The sequence below is a fragment of the Pyramidobacter sp. CG50-2 genome (assembly GCF_003612005.1).
GTDB lineage: Bacteria > Synergistota > Synergistia > Synergistales > Dethiosulfovibrionaceae > Pyramidobacter.
This window is the reverse complement of sequence record NZ_RAWT01000014.1, coordinates 14,647-33,954: the sequence shown is the minus strand read 5'-3', so window position 1 is coordinate 33,954 and position 19,308 is coordinate 14,647. Positions and strand designations below refer to the sequence as shown.

The following is a 19,308-nucleotide window of genomic DNA, read 5'->3' as shown; positions in this document are numbered from 1 at the left end:
CCGCATAGAAAAGACAAGGAGCTCGGCAGCGACGCCGGCGAACAATGAAGCCCAGGGAAGAGGACTGTATCTCTCCCTGGGCTTTATTTTTAGCAAGAGAAAAACTCACTTCCCGCCGGCCGTGATGTTTTTGATCACGCTGCAGCGGTCCAGCGCGAAGACGGCGTTGCGGACTTTGGTGCGGCGGTAGGCGCCCTCGATGATCAGCAGGTCGCCTTTGCTGCATTTGGCCAGGTCGCCGCGATCGTCCGCGTCGAAGTAGCAGAGGATCGACTCGCCGCCCTCTTTCTCGGACTGCAGGAGCACGGTGTACAGGTCGCCGGACACGCCCATGTCGCCCATGCGTCCCTGCACTTGCGTAAGCGCGTTTTCGTACTGGGCCTCGAAGCGGGCCACGTTGGCACGGTAGGCTTCGATCATCGCGTCGACTTTCTCGGCTTTCTTGGGCGAGGAAGACTGCGGCGAATTGGCGTCCGCCGGTTCGACGGGCGTCAGTTCGAGCGCGGACTTGGGCAACGGATCCGGTTGATCCAGCAAGCGGCTGGCTTCGGCCAGCGCTTTTGCAGGCAGCAGCGCCGCGGGGTTGGTCGTATCGAACCAATCGTCGGGATTGACGCGCAGGCGGCGGATGATAGCGCCGTTGACGTCGGCGTAGCGGTCGTAGCGGCGCTGGTATCGGGCGCCATCGTTGGAATAGCGCAGGCAGAAGTCGTTGTACTTCACGCCGGCTGCCTGGTCGGCGGGAATATCCTGCTTCACCATCAGCGCGGAGAGCCGCTGGATCTCGCTCTCCGAGAGGACGCAGCGGATCACGACGGAGATCATGCCGCTTTCGGCGTCTTTGGAGTATTCGTTGAGGTAGAAATTATTTCCCGTGCGGGTCGTATCGAGCAAAACCGGCTCGGCGGGCACGGCGGCGAAAGCCGCGGTGCAGCTCATGATAGACAGAAGCGTAAAGATCAGTTTCTTCATAGCTCACGGTCCTTTCAAATGGATTTGTGACGTGGTCAATTATAGCATGACGCGAACTAAGGGACAAAAAGAGCTCCGGTCGAAACCGGAGCTCCAAATGTCTTTCATCTGCCCGCGAGCAGGTCGAGGATATCCTGGCCGTAGCCGCGGCGCTTGGCGATATCCAGCGGCGTGCCGCGGACGGTCTCGCCGTTTTCCATGTCGCCTTCCCAGATCTCGCCTTCGAGCTCGATGTCGGCGCCGTTGGCGACCAGCAGTTTGATCAGGCGCGGGTCGGCCTTGGCGTTCAGCGCTTCGAGCAGCATGGAGCTGTTCTGATCGGCGATGTCGTTCACGCTTGCGCCCGCTTCGATCAGCTTCCGCGCCAGAGCGTCGCCGGGATAGGGTTTGACGGAACAGGCCAGCAGGGCCGGATTGAGCTGCGTTTTCGACCTGGCCATGCGGTCCACTACGGCCATGTCGAGCTTGCTGCCCTGCGCGCGGATGTAGTTGGCCAGCGCTCGAGGCTCGTTCTCGAGATCGGCGCCGGAATCGAGCATCAGCCCGAGGATGCGCGCCGCGTCCTTGTCGGTGCGCAGAGCCACGACGGCGACGGCGTATCCTTCCAGCTCGTTGCCTTCGGAGTCAGTGTAGGGGATAAAGGCGTTGACGTCGGCGCCCTTTTTGATGGCGGCCGCGACGGCGACGTAGGAACTCTTCGCCCAGTCCAAAGGTTGATCGTCGCCGGCGGTTCCCTTGTTGGAGTCACCGACGGCGGGATTCTCCGGCGGCGCGTCTGGGTCGGGTTCGGTGCCGGCTTCCAGAAATTCCAGCGCGACGGAGTAGGCTTTCCCGGAAGTGAGCTGAGGCTTGACAGGTTCCCATTTCTTTTTGTTGACGGGCACGTCGGCGACCAGTTCGCCGTCTTCGTCGAAATAGCGGTCGTACACGCGCTGGAACTTGTCGCCGTTTTCGTCGAAGCGGAAGCAGAACACGTTGTTGCTCAGCTTGCGGGCTTTGACGAACGGCACGCCCTTCTTTTTCGTCAGCCATTCGATCGTCTTCAGCTTTTCGGCGTCGCTGTAATGCCCGTTGATGACGACGGTCATGCGGGAGTTGGACTCGTTGTAGTCGTATTCATCAAGAAAAAACTCGGTGCCGCTTTTCGCCGTGACAAGCAAGACCGGTTCGTCGAGCACTTTCGCCGAAACGCCGCTGGCGCAGAACGCGCAGAAAAGAAACGCGAACAACAGTTTTTTCATAGAGAATCTTCCTTTCATTCTATACTGAATTAAGGTTATTTTAAAACATGGACGTTGAAATTGGAAGCCCCGCCTCTTTCGCATCCGCGACGATCCTCGGCAGACATAAGAATGCCGCCGGCCTGGGGGGCAGGCCGGCGGCATTCTTATGGGGTGTTTGTGTGTTGGAAGTGCTGTACTGCATTTCTGCCGGCATGCCACGGCGTTCCGGCGCATCTGGGGGGAGATGCGAAAACGCACGAAAGCTTTGCATGGACAGCCAATTTTTTAAGGGGGGTGGCGGCCCGTCGCGCCCGCTGCCGAGCAGGCAAGAGAAAAGGGAAATCCGTGACATAAGCCGCCGGGGGGAGGCGGCGAACATCCAATGAAAAGAATAGGCTCAGAGCGACTTATGAACGAAACGGCACACCGCCGCAAAGCTTTCGTCGGAAATGACGTGTTCCACTTTACAAGCGTCTTCCGCCGCGACTTTGCTGTCCACTCCAAGTTCCCTGAAAAAGGCCGAAAGCACTTTGTGACGGTCATAGATCCGATCGGCGATCTCCCTGCCCGCGGGGGTCAGAGTGATCAGACCGTCCTTGTCCATGAGAATGTAATTGTTCTCACGTAGGCGTTTCATCGCGACGCTTACGCTCGGTTTCGTCACGTTCAGCTCCGTAGCGATGTCCACCGAGCGGGCATAACCCAGCCGTTCGTGGAGCATCAAGATCTTTTCCAGATAATCCTCCGCAGACTGATGTATTTGCATGTCTACCCCTCGCTTTCATTCTTATAAGCTAACTTATATGATGCCATTAAAGGGCGAGTTTTGCAAGTACCATCACCGCGAAAGAACATACAAAAACCTTGCGGCACCTGAAAAATTTGCAGTTAGAGGTAAAAACAGATTTTGGAAAAAGAAACCGCTCTTTCTGCCTTCAGGGAAAACTTCCAGCGCCGCCGGAAAGGAATCTTACCGCTAGACGAGCGCGCTCTTGAGAACGCCGCACCACGCTTCGATGCGCGCGTCGGTCAGTTCGGGCTGATTCTGCGAATCCAGCGCCAGGCCGACGAACTTTCCGTCCGTGACGATCTCGGAGTCGATGCTGTCGTAGCCTTCGACCGGAGCTTCGCCGATCAGGGTCGCGCCGGCTCCCGCGGCCGCTTCGCGCAGCTTGACGAGAGCGAGACCGAACGTGTCGGCGAAACCTTCGTGATCGCCCGTGCCGAACACGGCGACCTTCTTGCCCTTCAGATCCATGCCCTCCAGCTTGGGGAGGAACGCGTCCCAGTCGTCCTGAAGGTCGCCGGCGCCCCATGTGGAGGAACCGAGGATCAGCGCGTCGTACCCCGCCAGCTGCTCGGGAGAAACTTCCGCAACGTTCAGACAATCAGCCTGAAGGATCGACGCGATCTTCGACGCGGCTTCTTCCGTCATACCCGTCGTGCTGCCGTAAACAACTGCTGTGGACATTTCTATAACCTCCTGCATGAGAAACTTTCGTGCTATGTTAGATTACGCTAACCATTTTAGCCGGAAATTTCATTCTGTCAAGAGGCTATTTTAAAAATTCTTCAAGACCAGTTACAACAACATTTTAGAGAGTATTTTCGAGGTTTTGGCCGCTCGAAAAAAGCGATTCATCATTTTCCTCCCGCTGAAATTAACTCCGCCAAATCCCGTTGACATCGCATCCAAGTTGCTTTAGAATTTTCGTGATTGAATTAGCTTTAACTAATCAAAAGCGTGCCGCGGCAGTTTGTGGGAGAAAGGAGCGACGGCGTATGGAAGTTTTTCGCCACCATATCTACGAGTTCAAAAAAGGACTGAGAAATCTGATCCTCCATACGGCGCCTCTCGGCGACGTGCCGGAGATCGAGCGCACCCTTCAGGCGCAAGGCATCGCCTATCGTCTGGCCTACCTGAAAAACGGCCACGTCAACGTTTTTTTCGGCAGCCCGGACTGCATTCGCGTGCTCGAGATCATCGGCAAAAACAACCTCTGCGACTTCACGAAAGAAGAAGATTTCATCCTCGGCATCATGCTCGGCTACGGACGTCTCGAAGAATGCCGGCGCTTCATCTCCCTCAGCCCCCGAGGGGCCGCCGAAAGCTGCGCCGCCGATTGACGCCAGACGATAACGGAAAAAAAGACGGGAACAAAGCTCATTGCGAGCTTTGTTCCCGTCTTTTCTTTTTCATGCCGCCCCGAACGACGCCCGATAAAGTTTTTGTTACAGCGTATCAGCCGTAGCTCAAGGGGGTCATGGTTCGCCAGCCGCATCCGGAACGACTTCCAGCGACTGGATCACGGCCATGCCGCGCCAGACTTTCACGGTCGCCCGCAGGCGGGACTGCCGCGCCGATTCTTCGAGCTCGCGCCCGGTGTCCTCTTTGACGTAAAAACGTTTCAGTCCCTCGCCGTAGTCCATCTCCGCCGTCATCGAGCCGTCGGCGCGCTCGGCCAGATACTTTACCGTTCCCTTCAGGTACGGCCCTTCGGGAACTTCCGCGAAAACGCCGCTGGGAGCCCACAGCCCCTTTTCGTCCGGAGCCAGCGCCACGAACCATGTGCTGAGGTCCAGTGCGGCGTATTCCGATTTTTTTTCGTCGGGAGCCGGAAACAACTCCAGCGGCACCGATTCGGCTTCGAAGCTGAGCGCCACGTAATCGCCGCGGAACAGGTCGCGCGGGTCCACGGGGCGCCCCGCCAGCACGACCTCCGCGCCGAAGCGCGACACGCAGGCGGGGCGCAGCGGCAGCGCCAGCAGGATCAGCACGGGCAGCAGCGATGCCGCCAGATATTTAAACGTTTTCATGGCTGTCGCCCTCCTGGTCGCGTTTCGCCTTTTTGCGGCGCGCCGAGCGTTCCCACCAGAATCCGGCGATCAGGCACAGCAGACCGAGTCCCGAGAACGCCGCCGCCTTGGACATGAAGCCGAAGAAATGGTCTACAAAGTAACGCAGGACCAGCAGGCCGAGGAACACGCCGCCCAGCCGTGAGCCCCGGTAAAGACGCCAGCCCATGACGACGGCCGTCAGCGCGGCCGCGCCGTTCGCCGCCAGGCGCAGCGCGTTCAGTTCCTGAGCCGCCGTTCCGTCCAAAACGCGCAGGTAAGGAAAGTCGTACCAGACCTCCGGGACCGATAGCGCGACTCCGGCGACGCCCGTTATCAGAATCCCCCAGCGCGACAGCGAAGTTCGCCAGCCGGCCGCGGCGTCCGCGCGCGGCCACGCCATCAATGCGACCCCCGCGGCGAGGAACGCCAGCAGCGCTTCCGTCAGGCTGAAATACCATAGCAGCCGCGTGAACAGGAAAAGGATCGTCAGCTGCACGTTGAAATTGAACGCGCGCAGGTTTCCGCGCGTCTGCCGCCACAGCCACCAAAGCGCCAACAGCAGCGCTCCAGGCAAGGCGTCGCCGCGGAACGGCGCGAGATCGGGCATTCTTCCCCAGAAAAACATTCCCCGACCGCCGACGTAAAACAGCGAAACGGCCTGCAGCAGGTACATCTGCCAGGCGTCGCGGAAAAGCCGCACCGCCGGGATCAGCCCCAGCGCCCACCAGCCGAACGCCGTGGACCAGTGTCCGTCCTGGTGGTACATCTGCGCGACCAGGAAGATGCCGCCGCCGAAGATCAGCCCGGCCAGCAGACGCAGCGCCCGGGCGCCGGACGGCGAATCTTTTTCGCAGAAGCAGGCCGCGCCCATCGACAGCGCGTACGCCGCGAGGACCAGCGCCGTCCGCAGCAGGCGCGGGATCGTCCACCAGTTGGCCGCCACCGCGCTGATGGTTCCCAGTCCGACCAGCGCCGCGCCCGCGCAGAGCAGCGTTTGCGCGAAACTGCGCGAGCGCGCCGAGTAGAGCGACGCGATCCGCGCCGCCGAGTCCGCGCCGATCAGACCTTCCTGCTGCCAGACCTGCAGTTCTTCCCGCAGAAAGTCCAGCTTCCGTTTTGAAATAGAGCGAGTCATCTTTTCCGGCTCCCTTCGCGTTCATGGATCGTCTCGCGGCCGTTGGCCGACGTATATAGCTTAAAGCATTTTCTTCCGGCGCGCAAGATGACGCAAACGTCGTGACAGTACTATGTTTCTCGAAGCTTCATTCGGCCGCCGCGCCGGCAATCCGGCAAACGGGGAAAGCGGGGCGTGTGTCGCGGCAAATCCCCATCCGTCATATTAAAAATTTTGCGTTCGCGATCTTTGCACCAAAGGAGAAATAGGTTTCTATGGAGAGGCGGAATTCATGATAATTGTATTTTAATCATATCACGGTATAATGAAAAAGCTCATCAGGGGGAAAACAACACATTAAGGAGGATTGTTCATGCGGATTGTGACCTTGATGGAGAACACCTCAGGGAGAGAATGCTGCCGCGCGGAGCACGGTTTGAGTCTGTACATCGAGACGGATCGCCACAAAGTGCTGTTCGACGCGGGCGCCAGCGGCCTGTTCGCGAAAAACGCGCTGGCGCTGGGCGTCGACCTCGCGGCCGTGGATACGGCCGTGCTGTCTCACGGCCACAGCGACCATTCGGGCGGCATGACGACGTTTTTCCGCCTGAACGATCACGCCAAACTTTACGCGCGCGCGACTTACGACCGGCCGCGCTACAACCGCGACGGCAAATACATCGGCGTGGAACCGCGGCTGATCGGTCATCCCCGGATCGTGGTCGTCGGCGAGGATCGTCTGCGCCTCGACAACGAGCTGACCATCGCCAGCTACGCGGGCAAGCCCTGCGAGTGGCCCGTCGATACCTGCGGCATGATGATGGAGGCCGGCGGCGTGTTGGTGCCGGAACAGTTCGGCCACGAACAGTATCTGTTGGTCAGCGAAGGGGCGAAAAAGGTCCTGATCAGCGGCTGCAGTCACCGCGGTATTCTCAACATCATGGAATGGGCTTCGAAAGAAGGGGCTCAGGCGGTCGTCGGCGGCTTTCACTTCAAGGACGTGCCGGAAGATCGGTTCCGCCGTATGGATGCGGCCGCGGCCGAACTGAAACGCTGGCCCGTGACGTACTACACCTGTCACTGCACAGGGGTGCTCCAGTATGATTACCTGCGGCAGAGGATGGGCGAGCAGCTGCGCTATCTGGCGGCGGGCGATGAACTGGTGCTTTGAGCCTGGCGCGGCGGAAACGGGCGGCGGATAAAAATACGGCGAAGACGGAGCGAAACCGGTTCGAAACAGATCGAACGGTTTCGCTCCGTCTTTTTTCGTCTCTGGTGAAACGAACGATCAAGCTATTTTCCGGTTCCACTTTCAAGACGACGCGCCGCCGTTCAGCGCGCTTTGTCGGCCGGTTTGGAAAGTATTCTGAAGCAGAGAGCAAATTCGTCTTTTTTTCTACGTTGTCTCCTGCAAAAAGAGGCAATGAGCGGGTATAATATTTGAAAGTCCTGGAGAAAGCTCCGAAAAGAACGAACAAGCGCTGACAGTATCTCAGGAACGTTCCAGTGCAGGGGGGATTTTCCGTGCGCAGAAGAAGTGTGTTTGCTCTTGCAGCCGTGCTGACCGTGGCGGCGGGATTATGGCTGTATCGGAAGTTTGCCGCGCCGCCGGTGATTCGCGTGTACACGACGATCCCGGAAAGGGATGCAGCGGTCCTGTTTCAACGCTTTACCGATTATACCGGTTTGCAGGTCAACTTTTCACGGCTCTCGTCGGGCGAGATGCTGCGGCGCGTCATCGCCGAAAAGGTGTGTCCGCAGGCCGACCTGATCATTGGCGGCCCGGCCGACATTTACGATGCCGCCAAACGCGAAGGCGCGCTGGCCCGGTACGTTCCCGAAGCGGCCAAAGCGATGCCGGTCGGATATCGCGATCCTGACAATCGTTGGTTCGGCATCGGCGTGACGCCGTTGTGTTTTCTCGTCAACAGGAATTTTATCGAGAAAAACGGGCTGAGGATGCCCGATTCCTGGCAGGATCTGCTTGACCCTGCGTATCGCGGGGCGCTGCAGATGGGTGACCCCCGCGCGTCGGCGACGGCCTCGGAACAAATCTATTCGCTCGTGCGCATCTACGGCGAGAGAGAGGCTTTCGAGTACCAGAAGAAGCTGGCGGAAAACGTGCGCGCATACGCCGGAAACGGCGTCGGCGGCGCCACGCCCGTCGCCTTGGGACAGGCGGCGGCGGGCGTGTTCTATTACGTGGACGCGATGAGCCTGAAGCTGGAAGGTTATCCCGTGGAAATCGTTTTTCCCAAGGAGGGCGTGACGTATGCGGTGGACGGCTGCGCGCTGCTCGACGGCGCGGCGTACCCCGAGGAGGCGAAGTATCTGCTGCAGTGGCTGGCGTCGCCGGATTTCGCGCGCAGCCGTATGGAGCTGAAGCCGTGTTACCTTCCCGCTCGCCCTGAGCTGCGGGAGCTCAACAAGCTGCTCGATCTGAATTCGATCAGGCTGCTCCAGTGCAGCGTGCCGTGGAAAAGCCAGAATCGCCTGCGCCTGATCGACCGCTGGACCAGCGAAGTGGCGCGGAGCGATCGGCTGGAAGACTCGCAGGACACGGTACGAAGTGCCTCGGTTCTGCAGAAATAACCGTTGAAAAACGAATCGCGGCAGTCCGTCGGATCTTTTCCGGCGGACTGCCGCGATTCGTTTATGAAAATCTTTCAGGACGTGAGGGGATGGTAAGCGCCGGCGACGAACATGTCGTCGAGAAGGCGCTTTCCGGCGGCCGTCCTGAAGATGCGTTCGCCGACCTTTGCGGCGGGACCGTAGCGATCGGGGCTTTCGAAAAGGTTGACGAGAAAGTCGGCCTCGACGAGGATCTGGTAATCGACGCCATCGATGTCGCTGTAGGTGTGATGACGGGCGATCAGATATTTGACGCGCTCGATCTGCGCTTCGCTGTAGCCGCCCAGTTCGCGCAAGATCGCCTCGGCGACGGCGGGGCCCTCCCGTTCCTGATACGTGCCGTGGCCGTTGCCGTGCTTGGCTTCGGCCTGATGGATGCCGATGTCGTGGAGAATGGCCGCCGTCTCGAGAATGAACTGCGTCTCCTCGTCCAGCCCTTCCAGCGCGCCGATCGCCGCGGCCAGATCGTGGACCTTGACGAAATGCTGGATGCGCCAGGCGTCGCCGCGGTCATAACGAATTGCCGCGGCAAGCAGGCGCGCGTGCTTCGAATTCATGCCAACACCTCCTGCGGTGTGATGCGCCGATGGTACGCGACGGGTAAAACAGCGCCCCCTGTTCCGCAAACGAAATTCGCTCTCAGCCGTCGTGCGCCAGGCGGCGTTTCAGCGTTTCGATCTCGGCGACGGTGAGGCCGATGCCGCGCAGATAACGCTCGACGCCCCGGCGAAGCGGCTCTTTCGGAGTCCAGGCAATGGCACGGCAAAAGGATTCGATGCCGTCGTCCACGTGCGTGACGTAACGGGGCTCGCCGCGTTTCAAATGATAATAGTTGACGAAGCTTTGGCCGTAGTCGTCCTTCAATTCGTCCAGGGAAGCGTCCAGCAACGCCGCCAGCAGAAAGCTGACAAAGCCGGCGCGGTCCTTGCCCTCGGCGCAGTGGACCAGATACGGGGCGGGGCGCTTCGTCATGAAGCGCAGTTCTTCGGCCAGACCGGCGCGAAAGGCCGCGTGCTCCGGCGCGGCGGGCAAGGCGCGGGCGATCACGTTGCCGCCGCGCCAGAGCATGCGATAATACGGCGACCGGCAGGCGGGGCTTTCCATGTTCTTCTTCAGACGCTCGGGCGAGTTGGCCAGATTCAGCACGGTGCGGATGCCGGCTTCTCGCGCCAGCTGGTCGGCGTAGGGCGCGCGAGGGCGCTCCGTGCTCGAGGGAATGCTGGAGCGGTACAGAGAACCGCGCCTCAGGCGGCCGCCGCGAACTTCGCGAAAGTTGGCGAAAACGGCGTCGCTGTCGTAATCGCCGCGCACATCGGTGGCCCGCAGGCGCTCATGCGGTTCGGCAGAGCCTTCTTTTTCGGATACAGTCGGCATGGCCCGCAACGATTCGAGCGGACGATCGTGCGGATTCCGCCCGCCGTCTTTCAGCGCCGCCAGACCGCGGTCTGCCGTGAAGGGACCTTCGTTGACGGCCAACGTCAGCGCGGCGGCACAGAGCAGCAACAGTTTTTTCAGCATGGTCTTCTGACTCGTCCTTCCCAAAAAACGCTCCGAACTGATTGTATCACAGCGGCGCAGCGGCGGAACGCGAAGTGCTAGAATGAGAAACAGTGAACGCTCCAACCAAAAAAGGGAGGTCCTGAACGATGTCTTATGAAGAGATCAGGGTTCTCACGGCACAGGCTGTCGGCGAACTGCTGGCCGTCGCGCGCACGGAACCCGGCGAAATTTTCGTGGTCGGCTGTTCCACCAGCGAGATCGGCGGTTTTCGCATCGGCAAAGGGTCGAACGCGGAGATCGCCAAGGCCGTTTACGAGGGCGTGATGCCGGCGTTGCGCGAACGCGGGCTCTTTTTGGCGGCGCAGTGCTGCGAGCACCTCAACCGCGCCCTGATCGTGGAAAGGGCGGCGCTGCTGCCCGGCGCGGAAATCTGCAACGTCGTGCCGCAGCTGCACGCCGGCGGTGCGTTCGCGACGACCGTCTACGAAAACTGCGAATGCCCCGTCGCCGTCGAACACCTTCGCGCCGCCGCAGGCATGGACATCGGCGATACGCTGATCGGCATGCACCTGCGCGACGTGGCCGTGCCCGTGCGCGTCTCCGTGAAGAAGATCGGAGCGGCCAACCTGGTCTGCGCGCGCACGCGCCCCAAGTTCATCGGCGGCGCGCGGGCCGTCTACGACGACGCGCTCTCCGGCGGCGATATCAAGCGGTAAGCTCAAGCCCCCCTGAATGAAACAGCCATCGAAAAAAGACGAACCAAGCTTCGCTGAAGCAAGAGAATCAAAGTCAAAAAATTCCCTTGCGATTTGCGGATTCCACATTACCGAAGCTGAGTGGAGACATTGGCCGTTCTCCTTTGCTCGATGGCCTTGCGTAAACTGATTTACCAGTTGTGGTTGATTCCTGCTGTTGCGTTCGATCTCGAGCGTCTTTTGCGGATCTTTCGCATTTCACCCGATCGGGCGATGTGGAATGGCGGCGGATAGGGTATAATGCGACTATGAAAGATCGTCCGCGGCGCGAATGTGCGGAGCTTTCAAAACTGGAAGACAAGGGGAGATGGAGATGGGGATGGGACTCTTCGGCAAACTTTTCGAGAAAAAGATCTGTTCCATCTGCGGTGGTGAGATCGGCTTGCTCGGCAACCGCAAGCTGGCGGACGGCAATCTGTGCAAGAAGTGCGCCCAGAAGCTTTCGCCGTGGTTTGATGAGCGCCGCGAGAGCACGGTGGCGCAGATCGACGAACAGCTTCGGGACCGCGAACGCAACCTCGAGGAACTGCGCGGCTTCTCGAGCTCGCGCGGAGTCGGTGAGGGCGGGCGGCTGATGATCGACGAAGCGGGGGGACGTTTCGTCGTGCTCGAAGACGCCGATGACGACCTGCTGGCCGTCAATCCCGACCTCGTCTCTCTGGCGCAGGTCGAGCGCGTCGAGCTGGAGGTTGAGCACATCAGCCACGAGGAGAAGCGCATGATCGACGGCAAGAAGCAGAGTTACGAGCCGCCGCGCTTTCTTCATTATTTTGACTTCTGGGAGGTCATCACGACCAGCCACCCATGGGCGAAGCGGATCCGCTTCCGTCTCAACGGTCCTTCGCTGCCGCTGCACGCCGAAGGCATTGCGCGCCGTCAGCCCCATCTCGACGCGTATCACGAGGTAAAAGCGCACATCGAGCTGCCTCCCGCCGGGCTTCTTGCCGACCTCGGCCTCAACGCGCCCGTCGAGCTCGATTGCCGCACTCGGCAGGAGCTGGACGAGTGCGACCGCTGTTGCGAAATGCACGCGCTGATCCAGTCCTTGCTGGACGCGTCGTGGGCGGATCATAAAAACTGAAAGCCAGTTTGGCCGGCATCACTTCAAAGGAGAGATGAGAATGGCAATTTACTGCACATCCTGCGGAAAGAAGTTCGAAAACGACGAGCAGCACTTCTGCCCTTACTGCGGCGCGACCCGTCCCGTCGAACAGCCCAAGCCCGTCGTGAAGACGCCTCTGCAGACCGACCCCAAGCGCGTGCGCGTTGGCGAAGCCGCCGCGGTCGTGGCGCCGAAAAAGGACAAAGCGTCGCGGAAGAGCCGCTTCTGGTTCTGGCTGGCCGTCGTCGTCGTTGCCGCGGCCGCGGTGGGCTGGTTCTTCCCCGCCAGCCGCGTCCCCTTCCAGCGCCTCTTCGCCGGCGAGCCTTTCAGCGTCGTTTTCGACGACACCGTCAAGCAGATCGCGGCGTTCTTCGGCCGGTAGAGGAAATCATACTATTTCTTGATAAAAGCACTAACATAGTTTGCAGGGCGCTGCGAGGGAGTTCAGTCGCTCAGGACTATTTCGACCGCTGCGCAGTCTGCGCAGCTCGCTTTGTGAATCTCCCTCGCAGCGCCCTTATGTTCGGCCTTTAATTGAGAAATAGTATCAGTCCGCCGCGGCGCCGGGAAAAACAGAAACGTCGAGCGGCGGTGTTCCGCGTGGAACGCCGCCGCTGCGAAGAATCTGCCAACCTTCCGAAAACGCAGGACGGAGCGAACGGGTATCGTTCGCTCCGCCCTGCGTTCGTTTTCAGGCACGGATAAAAAAGCCCCTCGTACATCCCTCATGCTATTTCTTGATAAAAAGCACTAATATAGTTTGCAGGGCGCTGCGGGGGGAGTTCTGTCGCTCAGAAGGAGTTCGACTGCTGCGCAGCTCGCTTTGTGAATCTCTTCCCGCAGCGCTCTTGCGTTCGGCTTTTTAATTAAGAAATAGTATCACGTTTCGCCGGCAAGTTATTGGAGTTCGTTTGTCTTCAGACTGTAGGAGTGTACGGTCTGCCAGTCGCGGCGGATCGCGATCTCGGCGGTCAGCTGCGTGTTGTTGTAAAGGACGGACCACTGCGTGTTGCTGGTCACGTCCTCCTCTTTGGGAGCCTGCGAGGCGCCGATGAGGGCTTTCCAGGCGATCTGCGGCGTGACGTTGTTCTCGTGCTCGGTAAGGATCTTCTCGATGGTGTCGTAGCGCTCGCGCCCGTGTCCGAATACGCCGTTCTTCTGATAGGGCAGCACTTTGTCCTTGTAGAGCGCGTAAAAATTCGTGATGGCGCGCATAGGCGTGGCGACAAGCGGACGCTTCTCGTCGAGACAGTCGAACTCGACGACGCGGCCGTCGCCGGTGGCGTCGGTGATGTAGAAATGATAATCGCGTCCGCTGGTGGCGAACATGTCGTAAGCCTCCAGCAGCTTGACTGCCTCGGCGGTAGTGGCCGCCTTGTCGAGCACGAGGCGAATGGCCAGCGTGGTGGCGATGACGGGCTTGCCGGTGTGCTGGCGCGTCGGCGGGCTGTCGAGCGTCAGCACCGCGATGGAAACGCCTTTTTCGTTGACGCCGTCGAGACAGACGAAGGGAGCTGCCAGGCATGAGAGTTTGGCTTTGAGGCTTTGGTCGGGAGCATTGGCCATCACGTTGTCGAGCGCGGCGAAAGCGACCGATTTGTAGCCGTCTTTCGGCGTTGCGTAGACCAGCATCGCCGAAGTGTTGTTTTTGAAATCGTAGTTGCGCCCCATCAGCGCGTCGCCGTCGGCGCTCTTGACGCTGAAAGCGCTGCAACCGAAATTCGGCGCCTTAAGGCGCAGCGGCAGGAAAGGAAGAGCTTCCGCCATCGTGGCGTCGATGAGCGATTGGTCGTCGGCGATGCCGGACGCGATGACATCGTCGAGACGGTAGTCGTACGCGACGTTCATACGATAGAGATTGTAGCCGGAGTCGTAAGAAGTGATGCGCCGGATCGACGCGACCGTCTTCAGCCGCGTGCCGTAAACGCCTCCGGCGACGCCGGCGAGCACAACGACGAGTGCTGCCCCTATCAGTAGCTGCCTTTTGAGTCCTTTCATCCTGATTCCCCCTTGATCGTATTTAATCTCTCGGCGAGCGCCGCGGCCACCGCAAAAACGGCTCGCATGGCGGCTCTGCGGTATTTTAAAGTGATGATACCTGATGAAGGCAAAAAAATCAACGCAAGGAAGTCGTTTTCCCGTACTTCTTCCCCTGGCTTTCGCCGCGTTTTGCCTTGTGAGGTATCGTCGGCTCGCGTCGCTTTGACCGGTCTGTTTGTATTTATATCGTTTAGAATGCACTCTTCATATTGTCTTCTTGCGAAGACTTCACGCGAAAGGAGCTGATCGTGATGGAGATGTGGAAACTGCTGACCGCTTTGGCGACGCTTGCGATCCCGCTTTTGGCGGGGAAATCGGGCGGCATGCCGGGACGCGACGCGAAGGCGACAGCGGAAGCGAGGCGCATCCTGCCGGCACTGGCGGAACTGGACTCCCGACAGCTGGAAGCGCTGCGCTGCCGCTGCTGCGGCGCAGCAGGCATGGACGCCGTTTTTTTGAAGAAGCTGGCGGAGCTTCAGGCGTGCTGGAAAAAGCGCCTGACCTTTACCAGCGGGCGGCGCTGCCCCCGCCATAACGCCCGCGTCGGCGGCGTACCGCGCAGCCGACATCTGACCGGCCAAGCGGCCGACGTGGCGATCGTCACCCGCGAACAAGCGCGTTTCTGCGCGCTGGCGCGGCGACTTGGTTTTCGTTCCGTGCTGCCGGATCCGCGGCGGAATTACGTACATCTGTCGCTGGAGGCGCCGCGGAAAATTTCTGCAAAAGGAGAAAGCTGATTCGTCATATCTGCCAAGACATAAAAACATTTTTCAGGCCAAGACCGGCTCCCCGAAAAACGGCGCCGGCGCGATTTTTGACGACACGCCGAACCGTCCGCTCAAGGCGGAGGTGGGCGAGCGCGTTACCACTGTGCTGCTGAACAGCGGGTAAATTGAAAATAAGAGCGGCCTCCCACGGGACGCCGCCATGAAAAAAGAGGCGTCGGAAAGTTTTTCTTTCCGCGCGAGGTGAAATAAATGAATGCCCGGCGCTAACATGTCAACCGTTAGCGCCGGGCATTTTTTGTCATGTGACGGGACGGGCTCGAGGCACAGCGGGAACGGCGAAGGACTCGCGATTCTTGATCCGATCAGAGTCTTCCAATGCTTCCCAGACCTTGGAAAACGGTGCCCGTCGTTCGTTTTTTCAGCCGGGAAGCAAAAGCTAAAACTGCCACTTCCCCGTCAGAGCAGCGCCGAAGCTACGCTGGTGGGAGCTCAGCGTGCCGCTCAGTTTGACGCCCAGCGAAAAGCATTTTTTCTGAGCTTCGAGGCTTAAAGAGGCGCGGAAACTGTTCTCGTCGGCCATCGCCGTATTGAAATCCACTGCGCCGGCGCCGCCCGATATGCGGCGCAGCTTGGTGCGGAAGTTCACGTCGCCGGCCGCGCGCACGTAAGCCAGCTCGAGCGACGGTCTGAACGACCAACCCGTCGGCGTATGCGCGGCGTCCCAGTCCAAATGCAGCCCCAGAGGAAATGTCCATTGGCTGAATGAGCCGCTGCTCGTGTCGACCAGGGGGCGAGCCGCTATCGAGACAGTAAAAGCGTCCTCGCCGTAATGGGCGTAGTTGACACCGAGAAATGGCGTAACCTTGAGATTGCCTGTACGGCGCAGCCCCAGAAACGATCCCTTCAGCCCCGCCGTGAAAATGCGCGCCTTCACCGCGTCGGACCGAAAAGGGACGCCGTGCACCGAACCGCGCAGATTGCCGTCCAACCAGTGATGCGACAGGCTGGCCGTGACGTTCCACGCGCCCAGCCGCGTACCGAAAAACGTACCGAAACCGGCGACGTCGCCCTCCGCGCTGCTGCCCGTCAGCTTGCCCTTCCCTTTAGCGTCGTACCTGCCGATGTTGAGAACGGCCCCCAGCAGACCTACGGGAGTGAGTCTGCTGTAGCCCAGCGTGACGCCATAGAGTTTGGTGTCGGAGTCCCAAGTCCCAGCGCTTGAACGGAAGCCGTCGATGCTGTTCTTATAGTAGAAAGGAGCCAGCCAGATGCCGTTGGACTTCAGCTCGGCGCGCGCCTCCGCGTACCTCGGGGCTTCCGCCGCTCCGCATGCCGGCGTACAGAACATGACAAGTGACAGGATCGCAAATACCGCTTTTCTCAATTGGACAATCTCCTTTTTGGGGCACCCAGCCCCGACACAGGTGTTTCTGCTGCCGGAGCGTGCTTGCAGGATTCAAAATTTTCCGCGTTACTTGGGCGCGGCCGTGCACCAGTTGATGAACCAGACGATATTGGGCAGACCGACCAGATCGATCAGTACCGCGCCGCAGAGCGGCACGATCAGGAACGCCTTGTGCGACATCACGCCGTAGCGTTCGCAGACGGCCCCCATGTTGGCGACGGCGTTGGGCGTGGCGCCCAGACCGTGGCCGAGGAATCCGGCGCACATGACGGCGGCGTCGTAATCCCTGCCCAGCAGCGGGAACAGCACAAAGACGCCGAGCGCGGCGATCAGCAGCGTCTGGAACAGCAGGATGCCCATCAGAGGCAGCGCTAGATCGTACAGATCCCAGATGCGCAGACTCATCATCGCCATGGTCAGGAACACGCCGAGGGCGACGTCGCTGATCAGGTCGACGCATTTGGTGTTGATCTTGACCAGATGGAGATGATCGTTGAGATTGCGGAAGATCACGGCCACGAACATGGCGGTGACGTAGCCGGGCAGGCTGAAGTTCGTTCCCTTGGTGAAGCGGGCGATATAACCGGAGAGCAGCGAGCCGAGCGCCATGATGACGAGCACGAGGCACAGCGATTTCATGAAGCCGTCGGCAGTGACCTCGCTGCTGCCGCCTTCGTGCATGACTTCGGCGGCGCTCTTCTGATAGATGGCGTCGTCGCTGGCCTGGATGTCGACGCGGTTTTTGTCGATCAGCCATTTGCAGATCGGGCCGCCGAGCAGGCCGCCGGCGATCAGACCGTAGGTGGCGGAAGCGATGGCGACGGCGGCTGCGCCGGTGACGCCGAGATTCTCGGTCAGCGGTCCGAAGGAAGCGGCCGCGCCGTGCCCGCCTTCGAGCGAGACGGCTCCGGCCATGACGCCGAGGGCGGGATGGATGCCGAAGAGCTTTGCCAGCGCCGCGCCCGCGCCGTTCTGGACGACGGCGAGGATCCAGCAGAAGACCAGATAGACGATCAGCGCCTTGCCGCCGCGCCGCAGCAGCGCCAAGCTGCCGCCGATGCCGACGGTGGTGAAGAAGGCCAGCATCATCGGCGACTGCAGCGAGGTGGTGAACTTGACGCTGGCGCCGCCGTTATGATGCAGGACCAGGGCGAGGATGGCCATGAGCAGGCCGCCGACGACCGGCGCGGGGATGCAGAACGTTTCGAAAAAGCGCAGGCGGCGGCGCAGCCCATAGCCGACGATGAGCAGCAACAGGGCGACGGCGGTGGTCCACAGCGCGTCGAACTTGAGCGATAAAACGTTTTCGGCAAAACTCCACGACATTGACATCACTCCTGGATCAAAAGATATTTTTCGGGCCGCACGGTCCGAATGGATCGAAATCTTGAAATCGAAAAAATTTTATCATATTGTTAGATTCAATACAATGGAAAATTCACGGCATAAAATCACTTGAAAGGCGGTAACGCGCCGCGCCGCCGGCGAGGAAAATGCCATTCGTTGCGGAAAGCCGCGCAGGGCCGGAGACTTGCATAGTTGATAATAAAATGTTTAAATGACAACAGGGACGTGTCGGCGGCGCGCCTGACCGAAAAATTTCAGGGCGGCCGCGGGAAAACGGAACTTCGTAAAAAGATTTTCTCGAAGGAGTGATGACCATGGTTCAGCTCACGGGCTGGATCGACGACGGCGCGTCGGTCTTTTACGGACGGATCGGGTGGGACGAGCGCGGCCTCGTGACCGAACTGACGCCGCTCGGCGGCGCGGGCAAATGCCCGTCGGACGCCGCCGTGATCCGGGCGGGGCTTTTCAACGCCCATTCTCATCCCGAGCAGTCGATCTACACCGATATCGCCGACAAAAGCTGGGATCTCGGGACGTGGTGCCGGCACACGATCTACCGCTATTCCACGGCGATGACGCCGCGGCGGGTGCGTCTGGCCTGCGAGCGGGCCTTCGCGCGCATGATGGCTTTCGGTACGACGAGCGTGATGGCGAGTTATTATCTGCACGGCGGGCGCGGCAACGAGCTGGACCGCGAGGTGCTGGCGGCGGCGCGGTCGGTAGGCATCCGTTTGGTCTTCGGCCGCATGAATTACGACGTCGTCAACGAAGACGCCTCCGCGGGCAAAAAAGCCTCGCAGCGCTCCTATTACGAGACGCCGGAAACGGCGGAGCGGTATCTGCGCGAGCTGACGGCGCTCGAAGACGAGGCGCTGATGATCTGTCCGGCGCTGCACAGCATGCACGCCTCCACGGAAGCCGCGATCGCGCGCGGCATCGCGCTGGGCTGGGAACTGCGCCGTCCCGTGCAGTTCCATCTTTCTGAGGATCGGGGCGACGTGGATCTGTCGCTGAAGCGGCACGGCTGCCGGCCGATGGTGTTTTTGCAGCGCCTGCTCGACGAGGGGCGCGTGCCGTCGCTGTCGCACGTGATCCTGTCGGATTGCTGCTGGCTCGACGACGAAGAGCGCCGCCTCATTGCCCGCAACGGCATGAAGGTCGTGCTCGACGCGCGCATGAACGCGCGCGTCAAGACGGGCTTCCCCGACGTGCCGGCGCTGCTGGCCTCGGGGATCCCGCTGTGGTGCGGCACCGACGGCGAGGCCAGCAACGACGATCTGAACGTGCAGGGCGAGCGCGAGTTCCTCAAGGCGCGCTACCGCGGCGAGATCGATCCGCGGGTGATCGAAGGCTTCGGCCGCCAGCGCTTCGACTTCGGCGCCGGATATATCGGCGCCCTCGGCGTGGGCGGCTGGGCCGACCTGCAGGTCGTCAGGAGCGGCATGGTACGCGACGTGTACGTGGGCGGGCGCAAAACCATGGAAGACGGCCGTCTGCTCGGGCTGGACGTGGAGCGCGACGTGGAGCGCCCGCTGCGCGAGGAAGTCGCCGCGATGACGGCGGCCGCGGCCGAGCCGGAGGCGTAATATCGGTTGAATCAGCCGTCCCGCGACGGCGGGAGGTATTTTCGTAAAAATCGAGGAGGTTTTGTCA

The 19,308-nt window shown here is 60.4% G+C and carries 19 protein-coding genes; 8 read left to right on the top strand and 11 right to left on the bottom strand.

Going from position 1 to position 19,308, the window contains the following annotated elements:
• Window positions 1–105 precede the first annotated feature (105 nt).
• The 4 genes from D7D26_RS04550 to D7D26_RS04535 all read right to left on the bottom strand — a co-directional run bounded on the left by D7D26_RS04550 (window position 106) and on the right by D7D26_RS04535 (window position 3,666).
• Entirely contained in the window at window positions 106–972 is an 867-nt protein-coding gene (locus D7D26_RS04550) for an OB-fold protein (protein WP_120372211.1), read from the bottom strand.
• A 104-nt stretch (window positions 973–1,076) separates the two neighbouring features.
• Complete coding sequence (locus D7D26_RS04545; protein ID WP_120372210.1) at window positions 1,077–2,213, bottom strand: hypothetical protein; 1,137 nt, start codon at window positions 2,211–2,213, stop codon at window positions 1,077–1,079.
• 379 nt (window positions 2,214–2,592) lie between these two features.
• Window positions 2,593–2,961, bottom strand: a complete 369-nt coding sequence (locus D7D26_RS04540) for a metal-dependent transcriptional regulator (RefSeq protein WP_078016938.1) — start codon at window positions 2,959–2,961, stop codon at window positions 2,593–2,595.
• Between the two features lie 210 nt (window positions 2,962–3,171).
• Window positions 3,172–3,666 (bottom strand): flavodoxin, encoded by a 495-nt coding sequence (locus D7D26_RS04535; protein WP_078016937.1) that lies wholly within the window; start codon window positions 3,664–3,666, stop codon window positions 3,172–3,174.
• Between the two features lie 311 nt (window positions 3,667–3,977).
• On the opposite strand from D7D26_RS04535, the gene D7D26_RS04530 reads away from it, so the two are divergent.
• The gene (locus D7D26_RS04530) at window positions 3,978–4,322 is read left to right on the top strand and encodes a DUF2023 family protein (RefSeq protein ID WP_120372209.1); all 345 of its coding nucleotides are present in this window, start codon (window positions 3,978–3,980) and stop codon (window positions 4,320–4,322) included.
• Between the two features lie 135 nt (window positions 4,323–4,457).
• On the opposite strand, the gene D7D26_RS04525 is transcribed toward D7D26_RS04530, so the two are convergent.
• Window positions 4,458–5,012, bottom strand: a complete 555-nt coding sequence (locus tag D7D26_RS04525) for a GDYXXLXY domain-containing protein (protein ID WP_120372208.1) — start codon at window positions 5,010–5,012, stop codon at window positions 4,458–4,460.
• Window positions 4,999–6,168, bottom strand: a complete 1,170-nt coding sequence (locus tag D7D26_RS04520) for a DUF2157 domain-containing protein (RefSeq protein ID WP_120372207.1) — start codon at window positions 6,166–6,168, stop codon at window positions 4,999–5,001. Before D7D26_RS04520 ends, D7D26_RS04525 begins: the two co-directional genes overlap by 14 nt.
• Before the next feature lie 352 nt (window positions 6,169–6,520).
• Between D7D26_RS04520 and D7D26_RS04515 the strand changes: the two genes are divergently transcribed.
• Complete coding sequence (locus D7D26_RS04515; protein ID WP_120372206.1) at window positions 6,521–7,318, top strand: MBL fold metallo-hydrolase; 798 nt, start codon at window positions 6,521–6,523, stop codon at window positions 7,316–7,318.
• Window positions 7,319–7,671: 353 nt separating this feature from the next.
• A complete protein-coding gene (locus tag D7D26_RS04510; RefSeq protein ID WP_158606271.1) occupies window positions 7,672–8,739 on the top strand; it encodes an ABC transporter substrate-binding protein in 1,068 nt (355 codons plus the stop codon).
• Between the two features lie 74 nt (window positions 8,740–8,813).
• On the opposite strand, the gene D7D26_RS04505 is transcribed toward D7D26_RS04510, so the two are convergent.
• Both D7D26_RS04505 and D7D26_RS04500 read right to left on the bottom strand, forming a co-directional pair.
• Window positions 8,814–9,335: an HD domain-containing protein gene (locus D7D26_RS04505; RefSeq protein WP_120372205.1), complete on the bottom strand. Its 522-nt coding sequence runs from the start codon at window positions 9,333–9,335 to the stop codon at window positions 8,814–8,816.
• Window positions 9,336–9,417: 82 nt separating this feature from the next.
• A complete protein-coding gene (locus tag D7D26_RS04500) occupies window positions 9,418–10,296 on the bottom strand; it encodes a tyrosine-protein phosphatase (protein ID WP_120372204.1) in 879 nt (292 codons plus the stop codon).
• 128 nt (window positions 10,297–10,424) lie between these two features.
• On the opposite strand from D7D26_RS04500, the gene D7D26_RS04495 reads away from it, so the two are divergent.
• From D7D26_RS04495 to D7D26_RS04485, 3 genes are all read left to right on the top strand, one after another.
• The gene (locus D7D26_RS04495; RefSeq protein WP_120372203.1) at window positions 10,425–10,994 is read left to right on the top strand and encodes a TIGR01440 family protein; all 570 of its coding nucleotides are present in this window, start codon (window positions 10,425–10,427) and stop codon (window positions 10,992–10,994) included.
• 352 nt (window positions 10,995–11,346) lie between these two features.
• Window positions 11,347–12,114, top strand: a complete 768-nt coding sequence (locus D7D26_RS04490) for a DUF4428 domain-containing protein (protein WP_158606270.1) — start codon at window positions 11,347–11,349, stop codon at window positions 12,112–12,114.
• 40 nt (window positions 12,115–12,154) lie between these two features.
• Window positions 12,155–12,517, top strand: a complete 363-nt coding sequence (locus tag D7D26_RS04485) for a zinc ribbon domain-containing protein (protein ID WP_158606269.1) — start codon at window positions 12,155–12,157, stop codon at window positions 12,515–12,517.
• A 515-nt stretch (window positions 12,518–13,032) separates the two neighbouring features.
• Here the strand turns inward: D7D26_RS04485 and D7D26_RS04475 are convergent.
• Complete coding sequence (locus D7D26_RS04475) at window positions 13,033–14,133, bottom strand: carcinine hydrolase/isopenicillin-N N-acyltransferase family protein (RefSeq protein ID WP_120372199.1); 1,101 nt, start codon at window positions 14,131–14,133, stop codon at window positions 13,033–13,035.
• 293 nt (window positions 14,134–14,426) lie between these two features.
• On the opposite strand from D7D26_RS04475, the gene D7D26_RS04470 reads away from it, so the two are divergent.
• A complete protein-coding gene (locus tag D7D26_RS04470) occupies window positions 14,427–14,912 on the top strand; it encodes a YcbK family protein (RefSeq protein ID WP_120372198.1) in 486 nt (161 codons plus the stop codon).
• A 427-nt stretch (window positions 14,913–15,339) separates the two neighbouring features.
• On the opposite strand, the gene D7D26_RS04465 is transcribed toward D7D26_RS04470, so the two are convergent.
• Both D7D26_RS04465 and gltS read right to left on the bottom strand, forming a co-directional pair.
• Window positions 15,340–16,287 carry an autotransporter outer membrane beta-barrel domain-containing protein gene (locus D7D26_RS04465; RefSeq protein WP_120372197.1) on the bottom strand — a complete coding sequence of 316 codons (948 nt, stop codon included), beginning with the start codon at window positions 16,285–16,287 and terminating at the stop codon, window positions 15,340–15,342.
• Window positions 16,288–16,374: 87 nt separating this feature from the next.
• Window positions 16,375–17,634 (bottom strand): sodium/glutamate symporter, encoded by a 1,260-nt coding sequence (gltS, locus tag D7D26_RS04460; RefSeq protein WP_120372196.1) that lies wholly within the window; start codon window positions 17,632–17,634, stop codon window positions 16,375–16,377.
• A gap of 335 nt (window positions 17,635–17,969) precedes the next feature.
• On the opposite strand from gltS, the gene D7D26_RS04455 reads away from it, so the two are divergent.
• A complete protein-coding gene (locus D7D26_RS04455; RefSeq protein WP_233543458.1) occupies window positions 17,970–19,241 on the top strand; it encodes an amidohydrolase family protein in 1,272 nt (423 codons plus the stop codon).
• The last annotated feature ends 67 nt before the right edge of the window (window positions 19,242–19,308 follow it).

What these genes read in the sequence shown, in the direction of transcription:
- D7D26_RS04550 (WP_120372211.1), bottom strand. Translation starts at nt 972, where the DNA reads ATGAAGAAACTGATCTTTACGCTTCTGTCTATCATGAGCTGCACCGCG.
- D7D26_RS04545 (WP_120372210.1), bottom strand. Translation starts at nt 2,213, where the DNA reads ATGAAAAAACTGTTGTTCGCGTTTCTTTTCTGCGCGTTCTGCGCCAGC.
- D7D26_RS04540 (WP_078016938.1), bottom strand. Translation starts at nt 2,961, where the DNA reads ATGCAAATACATCAGTCTGCGGAGGATTATCTGGAAAAGATCTTGATG.
- D7D26_RS04535 (WP_078016937.1), bottom strand. Translation starts at nt 3,666, where the DNA reads ATGTCCACAGCAGTTGTTTACGGCAGCACGACGGGTATGACGGAAGAA.
- D7D26_RS04530 (WP_120372209.1), top strand. Translation starts at nt 3,978, where the DNA reads ATGGAAGTTTTTCGCCACCATATCTACGAGTTCAAAAAAGGACTGAGA.
- D7D26_RS04525 (WP_120372208.1), bottom strand. Translation starts at nt 5,012, where the DNA reads ATGAAAACGTTTAAATATCTGGCGGCATCGCTGCTGCCCGTGCTGATC.
- D7D26_RS04520 (WP_120372207.1), bottom strand. Translation starts at nt 6,168, where the DNA reads ATGACTCGCTCTATTTCAAAACGGAAGCTGGACTTTCTGCGGGAAGAA.
- D7D26_RS04515 (WP_120372206.1), top strand. Translation starts at nt 6,521, where the DNA reads ATGCGGATTGTGACCTTGATGGAGAACACCTCAGGGAGAGAATGCTGC.
- D7D26_RS04505 (WP_120372205.1), bottom strand. Translation starts at nt 9,335, where the DNA reads ATGAATTCGAAGCACGCGCGCCTGCTTGCCGCGGCAATTCGTTATGAC.
- D7D26_RS04500 (WP_120372204.1), bottom strand. Translation starts at nt 10,296, where the DNA reads ATGCTGAAAAAACTGTTGCTGCTCTGTGCCGCCGCGCTGACGTTGGCC.
- D7D26_RS04495 (WP_120372203.1), top strand. Translation starts at nt 10,425, where the DNA reads ATGTCTTATGAAGAGATCAGGGTTCTCACGGCACAGGCTGTCGGCGAA.
- D7D26_RS04490 (WP_158606270.1), top strand. Translation starts at nt 11,347, where the DNA reads ATGGGGATGGGACTCTTCGGCAAACTTTTCGAGAAAAAGATCTGTTCC.
- D7D26_RS04485 (WP_158606269.1), top strand. Translation starts at nt 12,155, where the DNA reads ATGGCAATTTACTGCACATCCTGCGGAAAGAAGTTCGAAAACGACGAG.
- D7D26_RS04475 (WP_120372199.1), bottom strand. Translation starts at nt 14,133, where the DNA reads ATGAAAGGACTCAAAAGGCAGCTACTGATAGGGGCAGCACTCGTCGTT.
- D7D26_RS04470 (WP_120372198.1), top strand. Translation starts at nt 14,427, where the DNA reads ATGGAGATGTGGAAACTGCTGACCGCTTTGGCGACGCTTGCGATCCCG.
- gltS (WP_120372196.1), bottom strand. Translation starts at nt 17,634, where the DNA reads ATGTCGTGGAGTTTTGCCGAAAACGTTTTATCGCTCAAGTTCGACGCG.
- D7D26_RS04455 (WP_233543458.1), top strand. Translation starts at nt 17,970, where the DNA reads ATGGTTCAGCTCACGGGCTGGATCGACGACGGCGCGTCGGTCTTTTAC.